We start from the raw sequence: 20,245 nt of genomic DNA, 5'->3' as shown, positions 1-20,245 counted from the left end.
TCCTCCTCCCGGAAAGGCCGCCCGCGTCTCGCTCAAGCCGGTCTCCATGCGAGGATTTGGCAGGAGCCCGCCAGCGAGAATGTCGCGTTGCACAATGATGGTTGCGCGAATTTGGAAGTGAACGGCGACGCTTCCCAAGCGGGCCAGCGGTTCGTTACGCGGCCCGCCAAGCATGGTTGCCGAGAACGACATCTACCCACGACACGCGCCGTGGTTCGTCGGAGGGGTCAGAGACTCCCACGGAACCAACATGGCCGACGCCGCTATCGCCGACGCAACGCCCGCACCGGCCCCCTCGAAGGTTTCGAGCCGGGCCTGGATCGTCCTGGCCATGCTGACCCTGGTCTACACCTTCAGCTGGATCGACCGCTTCCTGCTGATCATCCTGGTCGACCCGATCAGCCGCGACCTGAAGGTCTCCAACACCGAGATCGGCCTGTTGACCGGCTTCGGCTCGTCCCTGCTCTATTCGCTGGCCGGCTTTCCGATCGCGCGCCTGGCCGACAAGGGCTCGCGCCGGGCGATCATCGCCGCCGCCATCGGAACCTGGAGCACCCTGACCGTCATCAGCGGCTTCGTGGGCAACTTCATGGGCCTGGCCCTGGCGCGGTTCGGCATCGCCGTCTCTTCGGCGGGCTGTTCGCCCGCGGCCTACTCCCTGATCTCCGACTACTTCCCGCAGGCCCGGCGCGGGGCGGCCATCGCCGTCTACAGCCTGGGCATCTCGATCGGCATGTGGGCGGGCCTGACCTTCGGCGGCGTGCTTGAGGACCACTTCGGCTGGCGCAGCGCGTTCCTGATCGTCGGCTTCCCCGGCATGATCGTGGCGGCGCTGTTCTTCCTGATCGTGCGCGAGCCGCCGCGCGGCGCCTTCGACGCCGCCACCGAAGAGAACGCCCGCCAGTACTCCCTCAAAGAAGCGGCCGGCCATATCGTCAGCCACCCCTGCTTCCTGCCGATCGCGCTGGGCTTTGCGTTGATCTCGGCCTCGGCCAGCGCCTTCGAGAACTGGGTGCCGACCTACATGATCCGCGTGCAGCACATGAGCTCGACCGAGGTCGGCTCGCTCAGCGGCCTGCTGCAAGGCGTCACCGGCTTCGTCGGCACCCTGATCTTCGGCTTCGCCGCCGACCGCCTGGGCGGCCGCGACGCCCGCTGGTACCTGTGGCTGCCGATGATCGGCATCGGCGTCATGGGACCGGCGATCCTGCTGTTCTTCCAGACCAGCGGCCCGACCGCCTATCTCTGCTACTTCATCGCCGAACTGGCCGGCTCGGCCTTCTCGGCCCCGCTGTTCGCCGCCGGCCAGATGCTGCTGCCGCCGCGCCTGCGCGCCGTCGGCATGGCCAGCATGCTGTTCGTGCTCAACGTCATCGGCATGGGCGTGGGTCCGTTCCTGACCGGCTGGCTCAGCGACCTGTTCGTCGCCCGCGGCGCGGCCGACGGCCTGGCCTCGTCGATCTCGCTGATGCAGCTCAGCGCGGTGGCCGGCGGCGCCTGCCTGGTGTTCGCCGCCGCCCGACTGAAGCGCTCGATCCCGGCCTGACCGGCCTCAGGTCTCGATCGGCAGGAACGGCTTGGTGTTGGGGTAGATCAGCTCCACCGGCGGCTCGCCCTCGCCCGGCTTCTTCATGCCGTAGCCGTTCACCGGCTGCGAGCGGTTGATCCAGGCGGTGTAGTAAAGGTGATCCGAGCGCGGATCGTCAGTGTTGGGGTGCAGCAGGATCGTCAGCCCCAGGCTGTTGAGCTGAAGCCACGGCAGCAGCACGTGCAGCAGGTCGTTGGTGAAGCCGAAGTAGAACGACGGCGTCACATGCGGTCCGCGCGGCGTCAGGTTCCAGTCGCCCAGCTCGACGGCGAACCGCTCCGACACCCAGCGGCGCAGCAGCGCGGCCTTCTGGTAGGTGTCCTCGTCGAAATAGACGTGAGCGTGATAGCTCTTGATGTCGGTATAGGCCCGGGGATGGTCGGGCAGCGGCGCCTCGCCCGGCCGGATCGAGACCGGCTGGGTCGTGGTCTGCTTGTAGGTTTCGTAGCCCCAGGGGCTCTTGCCGCCGACCGGCGCACGCGGCTGCCGTGCGGGCGGCGGGACCTTCGCCCCCTCCTCGGCCTTGCCGACGCCCGGCGCGGCGAGACCGGCCGCCGCCGCGACCACACCGCCCGCGAGCAGCAGGTTACGGCGCTGGATCTCGGGCTCGTCGAGCGCCACGGCGCGGGCGGAAGGGGTTGGATCGCTCATCGGAACACTCGCGGGAACTAAGCTTGGCTGACCCCAGCCAGCTCCCGTTTGCGCCCGCGCCGCAATTCAGATTGAATTAGTAGGAATTTAGAAAAGCTGGCGACTTGACCATTCGCGCCTATCTATGGGGCGCTTGCGCGCCCGCTCGCTCGACAGCCAAGATTCGTCCGTGTCCCTACGCCTGCTCCGCCCAGTCTCGCCTCCCACGTCTCCCGACCGAAAGACGGACGCGTGACCAGGCTGAGACGGCGAGGCCTGGCGTCGATCAATTCCGAGGTCCGCGACGGCATCCTTCCCGCCGCCGACGGCGTCACCCGCGCGCCCGACGCGCCGCCGATCGACGACCGCAAGCGACCGCCCTACCGCCTCGTCGCCGTCATCATCGCCTGCGCCCTCTTCATGGAGCAGATGGACGCCACGGTGCTGGCCACCGCCCTGCCCACCATGGCCCGCGACTTCGGCGTGCCCGCGCCGAGCCTCAGTTCCGCCCTCACCGCCTATCTGCTGGCCCTGGCGATCTTCATCCCCGCCAGCGGACGCCTGGCCGACCGGTTCGGCTCCAAGACCGTGTTCCGCCTGGCCATCGCCGTCTTCGTCGGCGGCTCGGTGCTGTGCGGCCAGGCGACCAGCCTGCCGATGCTGATCCTCGCCCGGTTCCTGCAGGGGATCGGCGGCGCGATGATGATCCCGATCGGCCGGCTGGTGCTGCTGCGGTCGGTGGCCAAGCAGGACATGGTCTCGGCGATGTCGTGGCTGATCATCCCGGCCCTGATCGGCCCGATCCTGGGCCCGCCGATCGGCGGCTTCATCGTCACCTATCTGGACTGGCGCTGGATCTTCTACCTGAACATCCCGATCGGCGTGCTGGGCGTCGTGCTGGTCACCCTGTTCATCGACGAGGTGCGCGGCGAGACGCCGGTGCGGGCCGATCCCGTCGGCTTCCTGCTGTCGGGCGCCTCGCTGGGCTGCCTGCTGTTCGGCTTCGAGATGACCAGCCGCAGCGGCGAACTGCCCCAGGCCCTGGCGCTGATCGCCGTCGGCCTGGTCGCGGGCGGACTCTATCTGCGTCACGCCCGCCGGCGCGCCGACCCGATCCTCGACCTGTCGCTGATGGCCGTGCCGTCGTTCCGGCTGTCGGTGATCGGCGGTTCGCTGACCCGCATCACCCAGGGCGCTCAGCCGTTTCTACTGCCGCTGATGCTGCAGCTGGGCTTCGGCATGACCGCCGCGGCCAGCGGCACGATCACCATCGCCGGGGCCATCGGCTCGCTGGCGATGAAGAGCCTGGCGCCGCGCATCCTGCGCCGCTTTGGCTTCAGGAACAGCATGATCGTCGGCGGCCTGGCGGCCAGCGCCGGCTACGCGGTCTGCGGCCTGTTCCGGCCCGAATGGCCGATCTGGCTGATTTTCCTGACGCTCATGGTCAGCGGCTTCTGCATGTCGTTCCAGTTCACCGCCTACAACACCATCGCCTATGACGAGATCCCGCCCGAGCGAATGAGTTCGGCAACCAGCTTCTACGCCACCTTCCAGCAGCTGATGCTGTCGCTGGGCGTCTGCGCCGGCGCCCTGGCCCTGCACCTGGGCATGCTGGCGGGCGACCACGCCTCGCCGCGACTGGCCGACTTCACCCTGGCCTTCCTGATCGTCACGGCGATCTCGGCCTCGGCCACGATCTGGAACCGCCGCTTCGCCCCGGACGCCGGCGCCGATCTCAGCGGACGCCCTCAGCGCGGCTGATTTTCCGCCCGTAGCCTAAGCGTCTTTCACACCCGAAAACGTCGTTCCCGACGCCTGTCTTGCGCGGCGCGCGGCGCTGATCGGCCGTTCATGCCGCGAGACGCTTCAGCCCCGCAACAAGGCGCCCCACGCCGCATCCCAGCCTTCCGAATGCGCGCCTTTCAAGCCGATCAATTCCGTCCGGATATATCGTATAATTTATTTTGACCTTGTCTGAGTTATATGCGTTCCTCCCTGTCACGAATTTGTCAGGGGAGAGGACAAATGCAGGTCCGAGGGAAAAATTGGTTGCTGGTCGCTACGAGCGCGGCGGCAATTATGGTTGGAAATCAAGCGCTAGCGCAGGACGTCAAGACGGACGCCGCAAGCGCTCCTGAAAAGTCAGACAAGAAAGCCGATACCGACACCAACGTCGTCGACACGGTCATCGTCAAGGGCATCCGCGGAAGCCTGAACGCGGCGGCGGAGCGCAAGCGCAAATCCGCTCAGATCGTGGAGTCGATCGAGTCCGAAGACGTCGGCAAGCTGCCCGACAACAACGTGCCCGAGGCCCTGTCGCGGATCACCGGCGTGCAGATCGAGCGCGTCCACGGCGAAGGCTCGAACGTCACCATCCGCGGCATGTCGGGCATCTCGACCACCATCAACGGCAACAGCAACAGCGTCGGTGAAGCCCGCTCGACCAACCTGGCCGACATCCCGGCCGAACTGCTGAAGTCGGTCCAGGTCTACAAGACCCGCACCGCTGACCAGGTCGAAGGCGGCATCGCCGGCACCGTGAACGTCGAACTGCGCCGACCGCTGGACCTGCGCAACGGCTACACGATCGCCGGCAGCGTCAAGAACGTCTACGGCAGCACCGGCGACACCAAGAGCCCCTACGCCAGCCTGCTGGTCGGCAACCGCTTCGACACCGCCATCGGCGAGATGGGCTTCCTGATCAACGGCTCCTACACCCGCAACAACTACGAGGAGGACTTCGTCGAGAGCGAATCCCCCGACGAATTCTTCGAAAACACCCCTTCGCGGGCGTCCCTGCCGGCGAGCCAGCAGAACATCATCGCCCCTTACGCGGTGAACTACGGCGTCGAACAGGGCAAGATCACCCGCCCGTCGATCAACGTGGTCGGCCAATGGCGCTATGACGAGCATCTCGATTTCGTCCTCGAGGGCTCCTATTTCGGCAGTGAGGAAAAGCGCGCGCGCGACCGCCTGCACGTCACCACCCGCGACCCGAACAGCAGCGTCTCGAACGTGGTGCTGGGTGACGACGGCAAGACGGTCGAGTCGCTGACGCTCACCCGCGCGGCTGGCGTCGACGCCAGCGCCCAGTCCTATTACGAGGAAGTCGACTCCGACAACTACACCACCAACGCCGAGGTCCACTGGCACGGTGATCGCCTGCAGATCGACGGCGCCGCCCAGTACAATTGGAGCTCGACGAACTACTACGGCATCCTGACCCTGGCGCACCTTCTGGACGCCTCGGGCAATCCGATCAGCTCGGTCAATGTCGACTTCAATTCCAGCAACGTTCCGGGCCGCGGCCCCTTCATCACCTTCACCGGCACCGACCTTAGCCAAGTCGGCAACTACCAGATCTTCCAGGTCCACGACGAACAGACCTACGCCAAGAGCCGCGAGTTCGTGCTCAAGGCCGATGGCACCTATCGCCTGAGCGACGACAAGTTCTTCCGCAGCATCGGTTTCGGGACGCGCTATACCGATCGCCACCTGACCCGCGACTACGGCTATCGCGACGCCTTCCCGACCACCAGCCTGACCGGCTTCGCGCCGGGCATCGGCGTCACCACCAGCAAGCTCGCCGTCGGCGGCTTCTCGCCGACCTGGTACCACCTGTCGGGCCCCGACCTGATGGCCAACACGGCCGCCCTGCGGACGGTCGCCGGCTGGACGACCGTGAAGCCGTCCAACGACGTGGGCCAGAGCTATGTCGAGGACGAGAAGAGCTTGGCGGGCTACGTCAACCTGAACTACGCCGTGAAGACCCGCTTCCCGATCGACGGCGTGGCCGGCGTCCGCATCGTCAAGACCGAAGGCGAGAACGTCAGCACCAAGATCAGCCTCGACCAGAACTGGAACCGGGTCGACACCCCGACCGAAGGCGGCGGCGACTATGTCGACGTGCTGCCCAGCCTGAACGCGGTGATCCACTTCACGCCGAAGATCCAGCTGCGGATGGCCTACACCTACAACATCCAGCGCCCGAGCTTCCTGGACATGTCGTCCTGGCAGACGATCCAGGCCAACAACATGGTCATCTATTCGGGCAATCCGGACCTGAAGCCGAACCGTTCGGAGAACTACGACGCCTCGCTGGAGTACTACTTCGGCCGCGGCGGCATCGTTTCGCTCGGCGCGTTCCTCAAGAAGCCCGACGGCTACATCTATTACAGCGGCAGCACGGAAACCGTGAACGGCGCCGAGTACACCGTCTACAAGAACCGCAACGCCGGCCCGGGCGAGTTCCAGGGCTACGAGTTCAACACGTCGGCCTTCTTCGACTTCCTGCCCGGCAAGCTGCGCAACTTCGGGGCCAGCGCCAACTTCACCTACATGGCGAAGTACAACATCAACTACCCCTTCGAAGGGGATCAACGGCTGATCCCGGGCGTCTTCGACGCCGACAGCACCTCGAAGTACACCTACAACCTGGCGCTCTACTACGATACGCCGCAGTTCAGCGCCCGCGTGGCCTACAACTACCGCGCCCGCTACAAGATCTTCGTCTACCAGGACAACCCCGAATACTCGCCGTACAACGACGCGACCTCGCGTCTGGACGCGGCGGTAAACTGGACCCCGGTCAAGCAGCTGACGCTGAGCTTCGAGGGCACCAACCTGCTGAAGGAAAACAACAACGTCTATTGGGGCCAGGACCGCATGCTGCCCCTGGGCGTCCGCGTGCAGGCCCGCACCCTGCAGGTCAGCGCCCGCTTCCGCTACTGACGAACACCAACCGGCGTCCGGCCCCAACCGGACGCCGCCAGCGAGCGGCTTAAGTTCCCCCAGCCGCTCCCAGGGGAGGCGGCGATCATCGCCCCTCCCCTTCTTCTTGCCCGCTTCGCGGAGCTGGGCCGGTCATCACAGCGCGTCGTGACACAAGCCCCCCGGGCTTCAGATCGTCACCCATGAAAAAAGGGGCGCGGACCGAATGGCCCGCGCCCCTCGCCTTTACGGCCTGAAGGGAAGCCTCAGCTCCCCTTCACCTTCACCATCACCACGCCGCGCGCCGGCACATCAAAGGCCTGTTCGCCCGCCGGCAGATCAGCGCCGCGCCAGAGGTCGCGCACGGCCGTCAGGCCGGCGACGCCGGCGTCGGCCGCCTTCAGCTCCATCCGGACCGGCTTGTCGCCACGATTGAACAGGGCCACGGCGACCTGACCGTCGGCCAGCGGCTTGCTCCAGACCTCGGTCGCGCCGTCCTTGCGCACAGCCTTGCCCTGCACGCCACGAGGGTCCTGGTCGACGGCGATCACTTCGCGGTTCTCGAGGATCTTCAGCACCTCGATGCCGGTCTCGCGCAGGTCGTGCCCCATCATCAGCGGGGCGGCCGACATGGCCCACAGGCTCATGTGGGTCAGGTACTCGTCCTTGGTCATGCCGCCGTTGCCGACCTCCAGCATGTCCGGATCGTTCCAGCCGCCGGGGCCGGCGAACTCGGGCTTGCCGTTCTTGTCGAAGCCGATCTTGGCCATGGTCGGATAGTCGTCGGTGATGTCGCCGGTCGTGCGCCACAGGTGGCCACCGACCTGACGCCCCCAGGCGCCGACGTCGAAGCGGCCGTACTGGCACAGCGAATAGATCATCGGCCGGCCAGTGGCCCGCAGCGCCGCGCCCATCTCGTAATAGGTGCGCTTGACGGTGTCGGCGTCGGCATAGAACCACTCGCCAGAACACAGGTCGTACTTCAGATAGTCGACGCCCCATTCGGCGAAGGTCTTGGCGTCCTGGGCCACGTGGCCGTAGCTGCCGGCGTAGCCGGCGCAGGTCTTGGGACCGGGCGAGCTGTAGATGCCCAGCTTCAGGCCCTTCGAATGGACATAGTCGGCCAGGGCCTTCATGTCCGGGAACTTGTCGTTGGGCCGCAGCACGCCGTCGGCGCCGCGCTCGCCCTGCCAGCCGTCGTCGATGTTGACATAGACATAACCGGCGTCGCGCAGGCCGAAGGCGACCATGGCGTCGGCCATCGCCCGGACGGTCTTGTCGTCGATCGCCGCGCCGAACTTGTTCCAGCTACTCCAGCCCATCGGCGGCTTGGCGCCCAGGCCGTCCGCGGCCAGTTCGCCCATCGGCGGCAGGCTAGTGGTGGTGAAGGCGCGGGCCTTGGCGTCGGCGGCCGTGCCCCGACGACCGTCCTGCTCGACATGGGCGTACCAGATGTCGCCGGCCAGGGAGACCCCGGCGCCCTTCAGGGTCGCGGTCCACTGGCGGGTGGGCTTGTCCTTGTCGTTGAGATTGCGCAGCTCGAAGGTCGCCACCCCGTCCTTCACGACAAGGTTCTGCATGTCCATCGCGCCGTACCAGGCCGTCGTCACGGTCCCGGTCGGCTTGCCGGCCTTCTGCTCGATCTTCATCAGGGTGACGCCCGGGTAGGACGGCGCATCGTCGAAGGTCCAGACGCCAGCCAGCCCAGGCTGGGCGGCGGGCGCGGCCATGGCCGCGTGCGAGGCGGCGAGCCCCAGGGCGAGCGGGATGAGCAGGCGACGCATGCGATCTCCTTTGTGTGGATCAGGCTGCGGACAAGGCGCAGCAAAGCTCAGTCCCGGCGCGACGCCAGGGCCTCGATAAATCGGTGAAGACGATCCGCGCGCCCGGCCCGGCGCGCGGATCGTCCATAGTCGGCTCAGCGCGCGGCCTCGCAGGGCGGCGCATGGCCCGAGCCGGCCTTGGGAAGCGCCGGGCTGGGGGCCAGCACTTCCCATTCCTGCACGGCGACGGCGGCGTAGGTTCCGCCGGCTGAAGACGCGTCGAACACCGCCCGCAGGCAGCGGGTCGTGACGGGCGCGAAGGTGGCGTCCTGGAAGGCGCCGACGTCCGTGCCGAAGCCCTTGGGAGCAGCGACCGGCTTCCAGCCGCCGTCCCAGTATTCCATGCGCCAGGCCTTGGGCGGGGCGACGCCGATGCCGGAGCCTGCCGGCTGATCGCCCCAGAACCAGATGCGGGCGCCGTCCACGGTCACCGGCGCGTCGAAACGGTACTCGACCCACTGGCGCGGCGGATTGTTCGGCGACCAGGTCCCCCAGGTGTCCGGTGGCAAGGGCGAGGCCTTGGTGATCCCGTCGTTCAGCGCCTTGATCCAGTATTGGACCGGGATCGGCTCGTTGGAGGCCCCGGCGGTCGCCTGGCCGGCGATGTTGCGAGTCGGAGCCGGCGCTGGTTGCGGCCGGCGCGTCGGAATCAGCTTGCGGATGGCCGGCGGGCTGACGCTGTCGTCCCACTCGATCGGATCCAGCGCCACGCTGCGCCGGAAATGGCCGCCACCCGCCGCGTCGGCGGTGTGGTAGGCCATGTACCAGCGGCCCTTGAACTCAACCGCGCCCGAGTGCGAGGTCGTCGACGACACCGGACCCAGCATGACGCCGCGATAGGTCCACGGCCCCAGCGGCGAGGTCGCCGTGCCGTAGGCAATGCAGGCGTGATAGACGGCCGGCGTGCAGTCCGACTTCGGGCCGGCGCGATTGCCAGCGTAGAGCATGTAGTAGACGCCCTTGCGCTTCATCAGCCATGGGGCCTCGAAGAAGCCGGTCAGCCCCTCGACCTTCACCTCCGCCCCCTTGGGCGTGACCATGTCGGCGGCCAGCTCCATGCCACGCAGCTGTCCGAAGGTGCCCCAGTAGATATAGACCCGGCCGTCGTCGTCGATCAGCACGGTGGGGTCGATGTTCTGGATGTCGTTAGCGACCGGCGTGGTCTGCGAGATGATCGGGCCAGACGGATGGGCGTCGACCCACGGCCCCGTCATGCTGTCGGAGACAGCGACGCCGATGGCGAAGCGGTCCCTGGCGTTTCCGCCGGCCTGCAGCACAGGGGCGTAGAGATAGAACTTGCCGTCCCTGCCCTTCACGATCTGGCCGGCATAGGCGCGGCCTTCCTCGGCCCACTTGAACACGGCCTGAGGCTTGGCGATGGCCGGATAGTGCAGCCAGTCGCCGGAGGCCGGGTCCTTGGTGGCCAGCAGCTGCCACTCGTTCATGATGAAGTCGTTGATGTCCGGCGCCGCCTCGTCGCGACCGGCCAGGATCCACAGCGTATCGCCGTCGACCACCGGGGCGGGATCGGTCGAGTAGTAGCGGCCGTCGGCCAGGATCGGGTTGCCCGGGGCGTGGACCGCTTCCGGGCCAGCCGCGCAGGCGGCGACTGGCGACAGCAGCAGGGCCGCGCCCGCGATCAGGGCGCGCTTCAACTCATTCCTCATCGGGATAAGGCCCCTTGCCGCCATCGGCGATCAGTTGGTCGATGCGGGCCTGGATCACCGGGATCGGCGCCGAGCCGATCTCGAGCACGGCGTCATGGAAGGCGCGGATGTTGAACTTCGGCCCCAGGGCCTTCTCGGCGCGGGCGCGGCCCTCCACGAAGGCCAGCATGCCCATGTAGTAGGACAGGGCCTGGCCCGGCCAGGCGATGTAGCGATCGACCTCGGTCTCGATCTCATGGTCGCCCATGGCGGTGTTGTCATGCAGGTACTTTTGGGCCTGCTCGCGGCTCCAACCCTTGGCGTGGAGCCCGGTGTCGACCACCAGCCGCGCGGCGCGCCACATCTGGTAGCTGAGCATGCCAAAGCGGTCATAGGGCGTCTCGTACATGCCCATGTCCTCGCCCAGCGCCTCGCAATAGAGCGCCCAGCCCTCGCCATAGACCGACAGGTAGGTGTCGCGGCGGAAGGCCGGCAGGTTCTGGTTCTCGGCCGCCAGCGGCATCTGGAAGGCGTGACCCGGGGCGCTCTCGTGCAGGGTCAGGGCGACCTGCGAATAGAGCGGACGCGAGGGCAGATCGTAGGTGTTGACCAGATAGATGCCCGGCCCGCCCCGGCCGCCGGTATAGAACGGCGCGATCTCGTCGGGCACTGGCTTGATGGCGAAGCGGCTGCGCGGCAGGCGGCCGAACCACTGGCTGGCCTTGCCGTCGAAGGTCTTGGCGATCCAGGCGGCGCGGTTGAGCAGCTCCTGCGGGGTCTTGGCGTAGAACTTCGGATCAGTGCGCAGATAGGTCAGGAAGGCCGGCAGGTCGCCCTGGAAACCGACCTCCTTGATCACATCCTGCATCCGACCACGGATCTTGGCGACCTCAGCCAGACCGATGGCGTGGATCTCGTCGGGCGTATGGTCGGTGGTGGTGAACTCGACGATCTTGGACTGGTAGTAGGCCTTGCCGTCCGGCAGGTCGTAGGCCGCCAGCGAGTTGCGCGCGCCCGGGATGTACTCGGTGCGCAGGAAGGCCAGCAGGCTGGCGTGGGCGGGCGTCACGTCCTTGGTGATCGCCTCGGCCGCCTGCTTGCGGAGCTCGGCCTGCGTCGCCGCCGGGATCACCGACGGCATGACCTTGAACGGCGCGTAGAACGGCGAGTCCTGCGGGGTCTTGGCCTCGGCGGCCAGCACCACGCCGGCGTCGCGGCCTTGCAGGGTGATCTTGGCCGCCGTGAAGCCGCGCTTCACGCCGCTACGCATGTTGATGATCTGCTGGCCGTAGTAGCGCGGGATCTCGCGCAGCATGGCCACGTAGTTGCGGTAGTCCTCCTCGGTGCGGAAAGACCCGCGCGACCACTCGGCCACGTCGCCCCAGAAGCTGGTGTCGGCGCTGAGCGGCTTTTCGTATTCGCGGTACTTTTGCTCGGCCAGCAGGGCGTCGATCTGGCCCTTGTAGACGGCGAAGTTGATTTTGTTCTCGACCGACAGCTGGGCGACCGGAAGGGCTGCGAGCTGGCTCGACACCTCGGTCCACCGCTTCAGGCGCGCGGCCTGCACGGCGGGACCGACATCGGGCAGCCGCTTGGGGGCGTTGGGATTGTCCTCGTCGGGCGCGGCCTGGCTGACCCGCCAGTCGTACTCGGCGGTGTAGATCGCCTCGAACTGCTTGTCGGCCGAACCGGCGGCGGGCGCCGCCCAGGCCGGCGCCGCGGCGAGGCCCAGGACGGCCGCGCCGGAGAACATCAAGCCGCGACGGTTCATGCCGTGGCCCCGGCCTTGGCGCTGAACACCCGCACGCCGAACACCGGCCCGGCGCTCGACCGCTCCTTCGGCACGAAGCGCACCTTCACGCTGGTCTTGCCCTTGGTCAGGGTCTCGGCCAGCGGGTACTCGACATCGAAGAACTTGCCCGGACGGTCGTTGTCGAGGGCCTGGGTCGCCACCTTGGTCCCATCGACCAGGATGTCGAAGGTCCGCGCGCGCTCGCCGCCCCAATAGGTCGCCTGCAGGATCAACGCCCCGGCCCGCACCTTCATGTCGAACTCGAAGAAGCCGCCGGAGCGGGCGTCGCGGCCGTTACGGCCGCGATAGCTGACCGGATAGGAGATGTCGGAGGTCAGGTTGTGGTCGCGCTCGGGCTGCATCTCGCCCAGGTGCATGACGTCGACCGAGCGGGCGGCGATGTCGCGGGCCTTGGCCTGGTCGGCCAGGAACGCGGCTTCTTCGGTCTTCCACGAGGCCTCGGTGAAGCGCTTGAAGTAGACGGCGCTGCGGCGCTCGTACTGGCTGTAGAACGGCGCGAAGCTCAGGGCGCCGGGCCGCGACACGCCGTCGACGGTGTAGAGCGCCTTCTTGACCTCGACCGGCTTGAAGCCAGCCAGCAGGTCGGTCCCGACCATGGCCGGATCGGCGCTGTTCCATTCGGCTTCGCCCGGACCAAGGTCGGCGGCCAGCACCATGGGACCGCGCAGGAAGGCGATGGTGTTCGCATCGCCCGGAGCCGCCTCCAGCCGCAAGTCGAGCGGCAGGGCGATCGAGACGACGTCGCCAGCCTTCCAGCGACGCTCCACCAGGGCGTAGCCGCCCGACAGCACGGGCGTCACCGCCTCGTCGTTGACGCTGATCACGGCCTTGCCATTGGCCCAGCCAGGCACGCGCAGGGCGATGGTGAAGCGGCCGGGCTTGGCCAGCTTGCTCAGGGTCAGGCGGCTTTCCGGCTCGAACGGATAAAGGGTTTCGAGCTTGAGGGCCGCGCCGCGCGCTTTCCACTGGGCGTTCGCCGGGATGTAGAGGTTGACCAGCAGGGTCCCCTCGCCTTCCCAGAAGATCGACTCGCCGTGCTTGGCGTGGCTCTCCATGCCGCTGCCGACGCAGCACCAGAAGGCGTCGTCGTCGGTCGTCGAGAAGCCGCGCGTCGACCCGGTCATCAGCGGCGTCATGTAGGTGAAGCCGCCGGTCTTGGGGTTCTGCGCCGCCATCACGTGGTTGAGGTGGGCGCGCTCATAATAGTCGAACAGCGAGCCGTCGGGCTTCCAGCTATAGAGCTGCCGGGTCAGCTTGAGCATGTTGTAGGTGTTGCAGTGCTCGCAGGTCTGCTCGGTGATGTGGTCGGCGATGCTGTCGGGCTGCGAGAAGTACTCACGGTCAGCGTTGCCGCCAATGACATAGCTGTGGTGCTGGGTGACGGTTTGCCAGAAGAACCGCGCGGCGGTGGCGTCCTTCTCCTTGCCGGTCAGCTCGTAGAGGCGGCCCAGGCCGATCAGCTTGGGCACCTGGGTGTTGGCGTGGAAGTTGGAGAGCTTGTCCTCCTGCGCGGCCAGCGGATCCAGGACCTTGCGGTCATAGATGCGCTCGGCCACGACCAGCCAGCGCGCGTCCTTGGTGCGGGCGTAAAGCTCGGCGTAGCTCTCGTTCAGGCCGCCGTATTCGCAGCCCAGCAGGGTCTGCATCTGGGCGTCGTCGAGGGCGGCGAACACCTTCTCGAAATAGGCGCCCAGGCCGGTCACGACCTCAAGCGCCTGGGCGTTGCCCCAGGCGGCGTGGATGTCGAGCAGGCCGGCGAACAGCTTGTGCACCGTGTAGAGCGGCGACCAGGAACCGTTGAGGTCGAAGCCGCCCGAGCGGATGTCGCCCTTCATCACCTCGGCGAAGATCTCCTCGCCGTCGACGACGGTCCCGTCCTTGCGCTTGCGCTGCAGGGCGCCGACGTAGCCGGTGCCGCGCTTGGCCTGGGCGCGGGCCAGTTCGGAGACGATGTAGTCGGCGCGGCGGCGGCACTCGGCGTCGCCGGTCTGCTGCCAGGTCAGCACCAGGGCGCTCATGTAGTGGCCCAGGGTGTGGCCGGCTATCGTGTCGGATTCCCAGCCGCCGTAGATTTCCCCCTTGGCGGGCAGGCCGGCGAAGATCATGAAGTTGTGCAGCAGCCGGTCGGGGCTGAGGCGCAGCAGGTAGGCGTGGTTGACCTCGACCGCGGTCGCGAAGTCGGACGGCAGCAGCCGCACGTCGGAAAGCGGCAGCGGCGCGGCTTTGGTCGGAACGGAAGGCCCCTTGCCGGCGGCGAAGGCGCGGATCGGCTGGGCGGACGCCATGACGGCGGCGGTGGCGAGCAGCAAATCCCGGCGGCTGGCGGACATCGAAGCACCCAAAACTTAATACGGTATACGAAATAAGTCAGACATATTTTCGAAGGTCAATCTCCTGATTTGCAGGGATGCGGGAAGCGGCGCCGAAACGCACGCCACCCTCGTCGTCCAGCCTATCAAGCGGGCAAGCCGCGACCGCCATTCGTGCAGGTAGGTCAGGGGCTTGGCGGGCTTGCTTCGGTCATCACGATGGTGCGCCGAAACCTCGCTTGCCCTACGCATTTATAAGGAGGAAGCGAGGCGCCTCGATCGAGGAACGGCCACTTCGCCAGATGCGTGGGATCGACAAAAAGTCTGATCATATATCGTATAATCTTCTTGACGTCGCATCGCTGACCGTCGTTTCTGCAACCAAGCGAAACGGGGGTGAGCCTTGCGGACGAAGACGCGCATGTCGCGACGAGCGACCTTGTGGATGACGGCGGGCGCCGTCCTGGCCCTGTCCGCGCCGGTGATTTCGGTCGCCGCGACAACGACCAAGCCCGCCTCGAGCGCGACCGCCCCCTCCCCCCAGCCGCCGATCGCCGAGCGCTATCGCAAGGCCGACGCCTTCCTGCGCCAGAATCTGGCCAAGCTGATCGTCGACGCCGACCTTCAGCCGGCCTTCACCGACGACGGCAAGGGCCTGCTCTATCTGAAGGGCAAGGCTGGCGAGCGCTCGGTGCGCTTCGTCGATCTGGCCAGCAAGCAAGACCGCGTCCTGACCGATGATCGCGCCCTGGCCGGCAAGCTGTCGGCGGCGCTGGGCAGGCCCGTGCCGGCCGACGGCCTGTGGCTCAGCCGCCTGGGCTACGACACCGCTGGCGGCGTCCTTTCCTTCGACGCTCAGGGCAAGCGCTGGAGCCTCTCAGCCAAGGGCGAGCTGTCCGAAGCGCATGAGGCGGAATGGAACCCGGCGCTATCGCCCGATGGCCGCTTCGAGATCGTCGCCCGCGACTTCAACCTCTTCGCCCGCGAACTGAAGACCGGCCGCGAGATCGCCCTGACCCAGGACGGAACCCGCGAACAGCCCTACGGTCGCGGCATACCGCAGTTGGCCGACATCCTGAAGGCCGGCAAGGAAGAGCCGGACATGCCCGTCTCGGTGCGCTGGTCGCCGGACGGCTCGAAGGTCCTGACCTGGCGGCTCGACACCCGGGGCGTCGAGCGGCTGTCGATCACCCAGCAGAACCCCGGCGGCCTCTATCCGCGCAGCTTCGCCTACGTCTATCCGCTGGCCGGCGCGAAGGTGCTGCCCCAGGCCAGCCGCCTGGTGATCGACGTCGACCAGGCCTTCAAGGACGGCAAGGCCAAGCAGGTCGCGCTGCAGATCCCCAGCGAGTCGCTGCTCTATCCCGCCGATCCTGACCTCGGCTGGATCGGCGACCACGTCCGTGTGCAGTGGACCGAGCGCGGCTATGGCCAGCTCGTCGTCTACTCGGCCGATCCGAAGACCGGCGCCGCCACCGTCGTGGCGCGCGAGGCCGTCAAGCCGATCGTAACCGTGACCTCCACCCAGATCCAGCCCCAGCCGGACCTCGGCGGCGAGCTGGTGATCTCCGAGCGCTCGGGCTGGGCGCAGCTCTATCTGGTCAAGCCGGACGCTCCGGACGGCGGCGCGGCCCTGACGACCGGGAACTGGGAAGTCCTGTCGATCGAGCACATCGATCCAGCCGCCAAGAGCCTGGTGCTGACCGGCGTCGGTCGCGAGACCGACCGTAACCCTTACGACCGCGCCCTCTATCGCACGGGCCTCGACGGCGCCGCGCCGCGCCTGCTGACGCCCGAGCCCCTGGACCACGACACCCGCGTCTCGCCCGATGGCCGCTGGCTCGTCGACGCCATGTCGAGCCCGACGGAGCCGACCCGCACCGTGCTGCGCGACGCCGCCGATGGAAAGATCGTGCTGGAACTGGGCCGCGCCGACGCCAGCGGCTTGGCCGCCGCCGGCTACACCCCGCCCGAGCCGTTCCAGGGCGTGGCGGCCGACGGCAAGACGCCGCTTTACGGCATGATCTTCCGCCCAGCCGGCTACGATCCCAAGCGCCGCTATCCGGTGATCGACAACGTCTATACCGGCCCGACCACCACCCAGGTTCCGGTCGAATGGAGCGAGAGCGTCCTGGCCGGCGGCAACAGCGTCGCCCAGATCGGCGCGATCGTGGTGATGATCGACGGCCGCGGCACCTCGCGCCGGGGCCAGGCCTTCCGCCTGCCCGCCTACCAGAACCTCGGCGAAGTCGGCCTCGACGACCACATCGCCATGATCAAGCAGATGGCGACCAAGCATCCCGAGATGGACGCCACCCGCGTGGGCGTCTACGGCGGCTCGGCGGGCGGCTACGACGCGGCTCGCTTCGTCCTGCGCCGGCCGGAGTTCTTCAAGGTCGCCGTCGCCTCGTCGGGCAACCACGACCTGCGCCTGGACAAGGCCTGGTGGCCCGAGGTCTCGATGGGCCTGGCCGACGAGGCCACCTGGGAGCGCAACTCCAACATGTCGGTCGCCGGCAACCTGCAGGGCAAGCTGCTGCTGGTCCACGGCGACATCGACGACAACGTGCCGGTCACCGAGAGCCTTCGCCTAGCCCAGGCCCTGATCAAGGCCGGCCGCGACGTCGACCTTGTGATCCTGCCCAACACCACCCACGCCGTCGGCCAGCCCTTCTTCCACAAGAAGCTGCGCGACTACTTCACCCGTAATCTGCTCGACGAAGCCCCGCCGCCGCTGACCACAGCGGCGACCTCGGCTCCGGTCACGCGATGAGGCGCCCGATGAACAAAACACGCTCCCTTTCCCTGGCCCTGCTGCTGCTCGCCGGCGCCTCCGCCGCCCTGCCCGTCCCGATGACGGCTTTCGCGCAAGAACCGCCCAAGGAAGAAAAGAAGGTCTTCCCGCCGATCGCCAAGACGGCCTATCGCACCAAGCAGTTCCAGCTGGACCTGCGGACCGACACCCAGACGCTGGCGCGCCTGTCGCCGCTGGGCGAGCCGGCCTTCGACTTCACGCCCGGCGCCCGCGAGGCCGAACGGGCTGAAAGCGGCTACGTCCACATCGGCGACATTCATCTGCGCGTGCGCGAGGCCGGCGGCGCCTGGCGCGACTTCAGCTCGGCCCACGCCCGTAAGCCGATCCGCGCCCTGAAGGCCGGCGGCGCGGTGCTGGCCGCCGCCGACATCACAGCCTCGCTGGGCGACGGTGCCCCAGTGCGTATCGAGCGCCGCTGGGTCAACGACAACGGCGTGCTGGCCCTGCGCTTCACCCTGGTCAACACCGGCAAGACGCCGCTGGAGATCGGGGGCCTGGGCCTGCCGATGGTGTTCGACAACATCATCACCGATCGCTCGCTGGAGGAGGCCCACGCCCAGGCTAGCTTCGTCGATCCCTATATCGGCCGCGACGCCGGCTACCTGCAGGTGACCCGCCTGAACGGCAAGGGCCCGGCCCTGCTGGTGCTGCCCGAGAAGGGCACGCCGCTGGAGGCCTACCGCCCGATCCGCGAGGCCCGCGCCACGCGCGGCGACGGCGACATCCTCACCGACAAGACTCAGCGCGGCCAGACCGCCGAGGGCTTCTACGACTGGACCGTGGCCAGCCTGGGCTTCGCCGAGAAGGAATGGAAGAACGCCGGCCAGCAGTGGAACACGCCGACCAGCATCACCCTGCAACCGGGCGAAAAGCGCGAGATCGGCGTGCGCTTCGTGGCCTCGCCCTCGATCCGCGCCATCGAGGAGACCCTGGTCGCCAACAAGCGTCCCGTCGCCGTCGGCGTGCCCGGCTACGTGCTGCCCACCGATCAGCAGGGCTCGCTGTTCCTGAGGTCGCCTTCGAAAGTGGCCAAGGTCGAGAGCTTTCCGGCCGGCGCCCTGGCGGCCACGGCGGCGGGCGAAGGCAAGGGCTGGGCGCGCTATGACGTGAAGGCCTCGGGCTGGGGCCGCGCGACCCTGTCGATCACCTATGCCGACGGCCAAGTGCAGACGGTCAGCTACTTCGTCACCAAGCCGCTCGAACAGACCATGGCCGACCTTGGCCGCTTCTCCACCGAGAAGCAGTGGTTCGACGACAAGGCCGATCCGTTCGGCCGTTCGCCGGCGATCCTCAGCTACGACCGCGAGACCAACAAGATCGTCACCCAGGACTCCCGGGTCTGGGTCGCGGGCATGAGCGACGAAGGCGGCGCCGGCGCCTGGGTGGCGGCGATGATGAAGCAGCTCGACAACCCCGACGCCGGCGAGGTCGCGCGGCTTGAGCGCATGGTCGACGAGACCGTGGTGGGCAACCTGCAGGTCGCCGACGGCCCGCAGGCCGGGGCGGTCAAGAAGAGCCTGTTCTACTACCAGCCCGACGAGCTGCCCAACTACTACGACCCCAAGATCGACTGGCGCTCCTGGACCTCGTGGTCGAAGAAGGACGCCGGGGATCTGGGCCGCTCCTACAACTACCCGCACGTCGCCATCGGCCACTGGGTGCTCTACCGCCTGGCCCGCAACCACCAGGGCCTGGTCACCCGCCACGACTGGCGCTGGTACCTCGATCATGCGCGCATGACCGCCGTGGCGATGATGCGCGACGCCCCCTACTACGCCCAGTTCGGCCAGATGGAGGGCGACGTCTTCGTCGACATCCTCAAGGACCTGAAGCGCGAGGGCATGACCGCCGAGGCGGCCGAGTACGAGGCCCTGATGAAGGGCCGCGCCGACCACTGGAAGACCCTGCCCTATCCGTTCGGCAGCGAGATGGCCTGGGATTCCACCGGCCAGCCCGAGGTCTATGCCTGGATGCGTTATTTCGGCTACCAGCCCCAGGCCGACGAGACCCGCGAGGTGATCCTCGCCTATGACCCGACCATCCCCAGCTGGGGCTACAACGGCAACGCCCGCCGCTATTGGGACTTCCTGTACGGCGGCAAGTATTCGCGCATCGAGCGGCAGATCCACCACTACGGCTCGGCCTTGAACGCGGTGCCGCTGTTCGACGCCTTCCGCGCCGATCCGGCCGACCTGCACCTGCTGCGCGTTGCCTACGGCGGCATGATGGGCGGCATCACCAATATCGACCAGGACGGCTTCGGCTCGGCCGCCTTCCACTCCTATCCCGACATGATGAAGTGGGACCCGCTGACCGGCGACTACGGCATGGGCTTCTTCGGCCACGCCTATGCGGCGGCCACCTATGCGGTGAAGGACCCGACCTTCGGCTGGCTGGGCTTCGGCGGCGACGTCAAGGCCGACGGCGGCGTGGTGCGCATCACGCCCAAGGACGGCGCCCGCGCCCGCCTGTTCGTCGCTCCCGTCGGCGCCTGGCTGACGCTGGAGGCCGGTAAGATCGAGGCGGCGACCTACGCCCCGGCCACCGGCGAGATCACCCTGACCCTGGCGGCCGCCGACGCCGCCACCCCCGCGGCGCGCCTGCTGGTCGAGGCCACCACGGCCGGCGCCAAGGCCTACGTCCCGGCCGAAGCAACCTTCGAGCGCGGCGCCTACACCGTGCCGCTGGGCGACAAGGCCAAGACGATCGTGCTGCGTCCGCGATAGATCCGGCGGACGCCTCTTCTACGAACGCCGTCGCTTCCGAGCGGCGGCGTTTTCGTTTGATTGGCGAGCGTGAGCAGCCGCTTCCTGCCCAAGCCAGGTCAGTTGTTGGTCAGCTTGGAGATTTATCTGATATACGATGAACGAAGCAGCGCCGCCGATCGCGGCCTTGGAAGATACTCCGTTCA

10 protein-coding genes are annotated in these 20,245 nt (G+C 67.6%); 5 read left to right on the top strand and 5 right to left on the bottom strand.

Annotated elements, in window-relative coordinates:
- The first annotated feature begins 250 nt into the window (after window positions 1–250).
- Complete coding sequence (locus AC07NS_RS22725) at window positions 251–1,546, top strand: spinster family MFS transporter (protein WP_494606946.1); 1,296 nt, start codon at window positions 251–253, stop codon at window positions 1,544–1,546.
- A 6-nt stretch (window positions 1,547–1,552) separates the two neighbouring features.
- On the opposite strand, the gene AC07NS_RS22720 is transcribed toward AC07NS_RS22725, so the two are convergent.
- Window positions 1,553–2,239, bottom strand: coding sequence for a DOPA 4,5-dioxygenase family protein (locus tag AC07NS_RS22720; protein ID WP_494606944.1), 687 nt, complete (start codon window positions 2,237–2,239; stop codon window positions 1,553–1,555).
- Between the two features lie 231 nt (window positions 2,240–2,470).
- Between AC07NS_RS22720 and AC07NS_RS22715 the strand changes: the two genes are divergently transcribed.
- Window positions 2,471–3,979 (top strand): DHA2 family efflux MFS transporter permease subunit, encoded by a 1,509-nt coding sequence (locus AC07NS_RS22715; RefSeq protein WP_494606942.1) that lies wholly within the window; start codon window positions 2,471–2,473, stop codon window positions 3,977–3,979.
- A gap of 318 nt (window positions 3,980–4,297) precedes the next feature.
- Window positions 4,298–6,949, top strand: a complete 2,652-nt coding sequence (locus AC07NS_RS22710) for a TonB-dependent receptor (protein WP_494606940.1) — start codon at window positions 4,298–4,300, stop codon at window positions 6,947–6,949.
- Between the two features lie 245 nt (window positions 6,950–7,194).
- Here the strand turns inward: AC07NS_RS22710 and AC07NS_RS22705 are convergent, their stop codons facing one another.
- The 4 genes from AC07NS_RS22705 to AC07NS_RS22690 form a co-directional block, all read right to left on the bottom strand.
- Window positions 7,195–8,712: a glycoside hydrolase family 27 protein gene (locus AC07NS_RS22705; protein WP_494606938.1), complete on the bottom strand. Its 1,518-nt coding sequence runs from the start codon at window positions 8,710–8,712 to the stop codon at window positions 7,195–7,197.
- 134 nt (window positions 8,713–8,846) lie between these two features.
- Window positions 8,847–10,406 carry a family 43 glycosylhydrolase gene (locus tag AC07NS_RS22700; RefSeq protein ID WP_494606936.1) on the bottom strand — a complete coding sequence of 520 codons (1,560 nt, stop codon included), beginning with the start codon at window positions 10,404–10,406 and terminating at the stop codon, window positions 8,847–8,849.
- Between the two features lies 1 nt (window position 10,407).
- Window positions 10,408–12,168 carry a DUF885 domain-containing protein gene (locus AC07NS_RS22695; RefSeq protein ID WP_494606935.1) on the bottom strand — a complete coding sequence of 587 codons (1,761 nt, stop codon included), beginning with the start codon at window positions 12,166–12,168 and terminating at the stop codon, window positions 10,408–10,410.
- Complete coding sequence (locus tag AC07NS_RS22690; RefSeq protein WP_494606933.1) at window positions 12,165–14,540, bottom strand: beta-L-arabinofuranosidase domain-containing protein; 2,376 nt, start codon at window positions 14,538–14,540, stop codon at window positions 12,165–12,167. The genes AC07NS_RS22695 and AC07NS_RS22690 overlap by 4 nt, the downstream gene beginning before the upstream one ends.
- 400 nt (window positions 14,541–14,940) lie before the next feature.
- Here AC07NS_RS22690 and AC07NS_RS22685 point away from each other — a divergent pair, with 400 nt between their 5' ends.
- Together AC07NS_RS22685 and AC07NS_RS22680 are read left to right on the top strand one after the other, a co-directional pair.
- On the top strand, window positions 14,941–17,292 hold the full coding sequence (locus AC07NS_RS22685) for a S9 family peptidase (protein WP_494606931.1): 2,352 nt from the start codon (window positions 14,941–14,943) through the stop codon (window positions 17,290–17,292).
- Between the two features lie 8 nt (window positions 17,293–17,300).
- Window positions 17,301–20,060, top strand: coding sequence for a DUF5695 domain-containing protein (locus AC07NS_RS22680; protein ID WP_494606929.1), 2,760 nt, complete (start codon window positions 17,301–17,303; stop codon window positions 20,058–20,060).
- Window positions 20,061–20,245: the final 185 nt, after the last annotated feature.

Source organism: Caulobacter sp. GW821-FHT10A10 (assembly GCF_059415745.1).
The sequence above is the reverse complement of the archived record's forward strand: the minus strand, read 5'-3'. Positions and strand labels throughout refer to the sequence as shown.

Excerpts from the sequence above, each read along its gene's own strand:
- AC07NS_RS22725 (WP_494606946.1), top strand. The coding sequence starts at position 251 with ATGGCCGACGCCGCTATCGCCGACGCAACGCCCGCACCGGCCCCCTCG.
- AC07NS_RS22720 (WP_494606944.1), bottom strand. The coding sequence starts at position 2,239 with ATGAGCGATCCAACCCCTTCCGCCCGCGCCGTGGCGCTCGACGAGCCC.
- AC07NS_RS22710 (WP_494606940.1), top strand. The coding sequence starts at position 4,298 with ATGGTTGGAAATCAAGCGCTAGCGCAGGACGTCAAGACGGACGCCGCA.
- AC07NS_RS22705 (WP_494606938.1), bottom strand. The coding sequence starts at position 8,712 with ATGCGTCGCCTGCTCATCCCGCTCGCCCTGGGGCTCGCCGCCTCGCAC.
- AC07NS_RS22695 (WP_494606935.1), bottom strand. The coding sequence starts at position 12,168 with ATGAACCGTCGCGGCTTGATGTTCTCCGGCGCGGCCGTCCTGGGCCTC.
- AC07NS_RS22690 (WP_494606933.1), bottom strand. The coding sequence starts at position 14,540 with ATGTCCGCCAGCCGCCGGGATTTGCTGCTCGCCACCGCCGCCGTCATG.
- AC07NS_RS22685 (WP_494606931.1), top strand. The coding sequence starts at position 14,941 with ATGTCGCGACGAGCGACCTTGTGGATGACGGCGGGCGCCGTCCTGGCC.
- AC07NS_RS22680 (WP_494606929.1), top strand. The coding sequence starts at position 17,301 with ATGAACAAAACACGCTCCCTTTCCCTGGCCCTGCTGCTGCTCGCCGGC.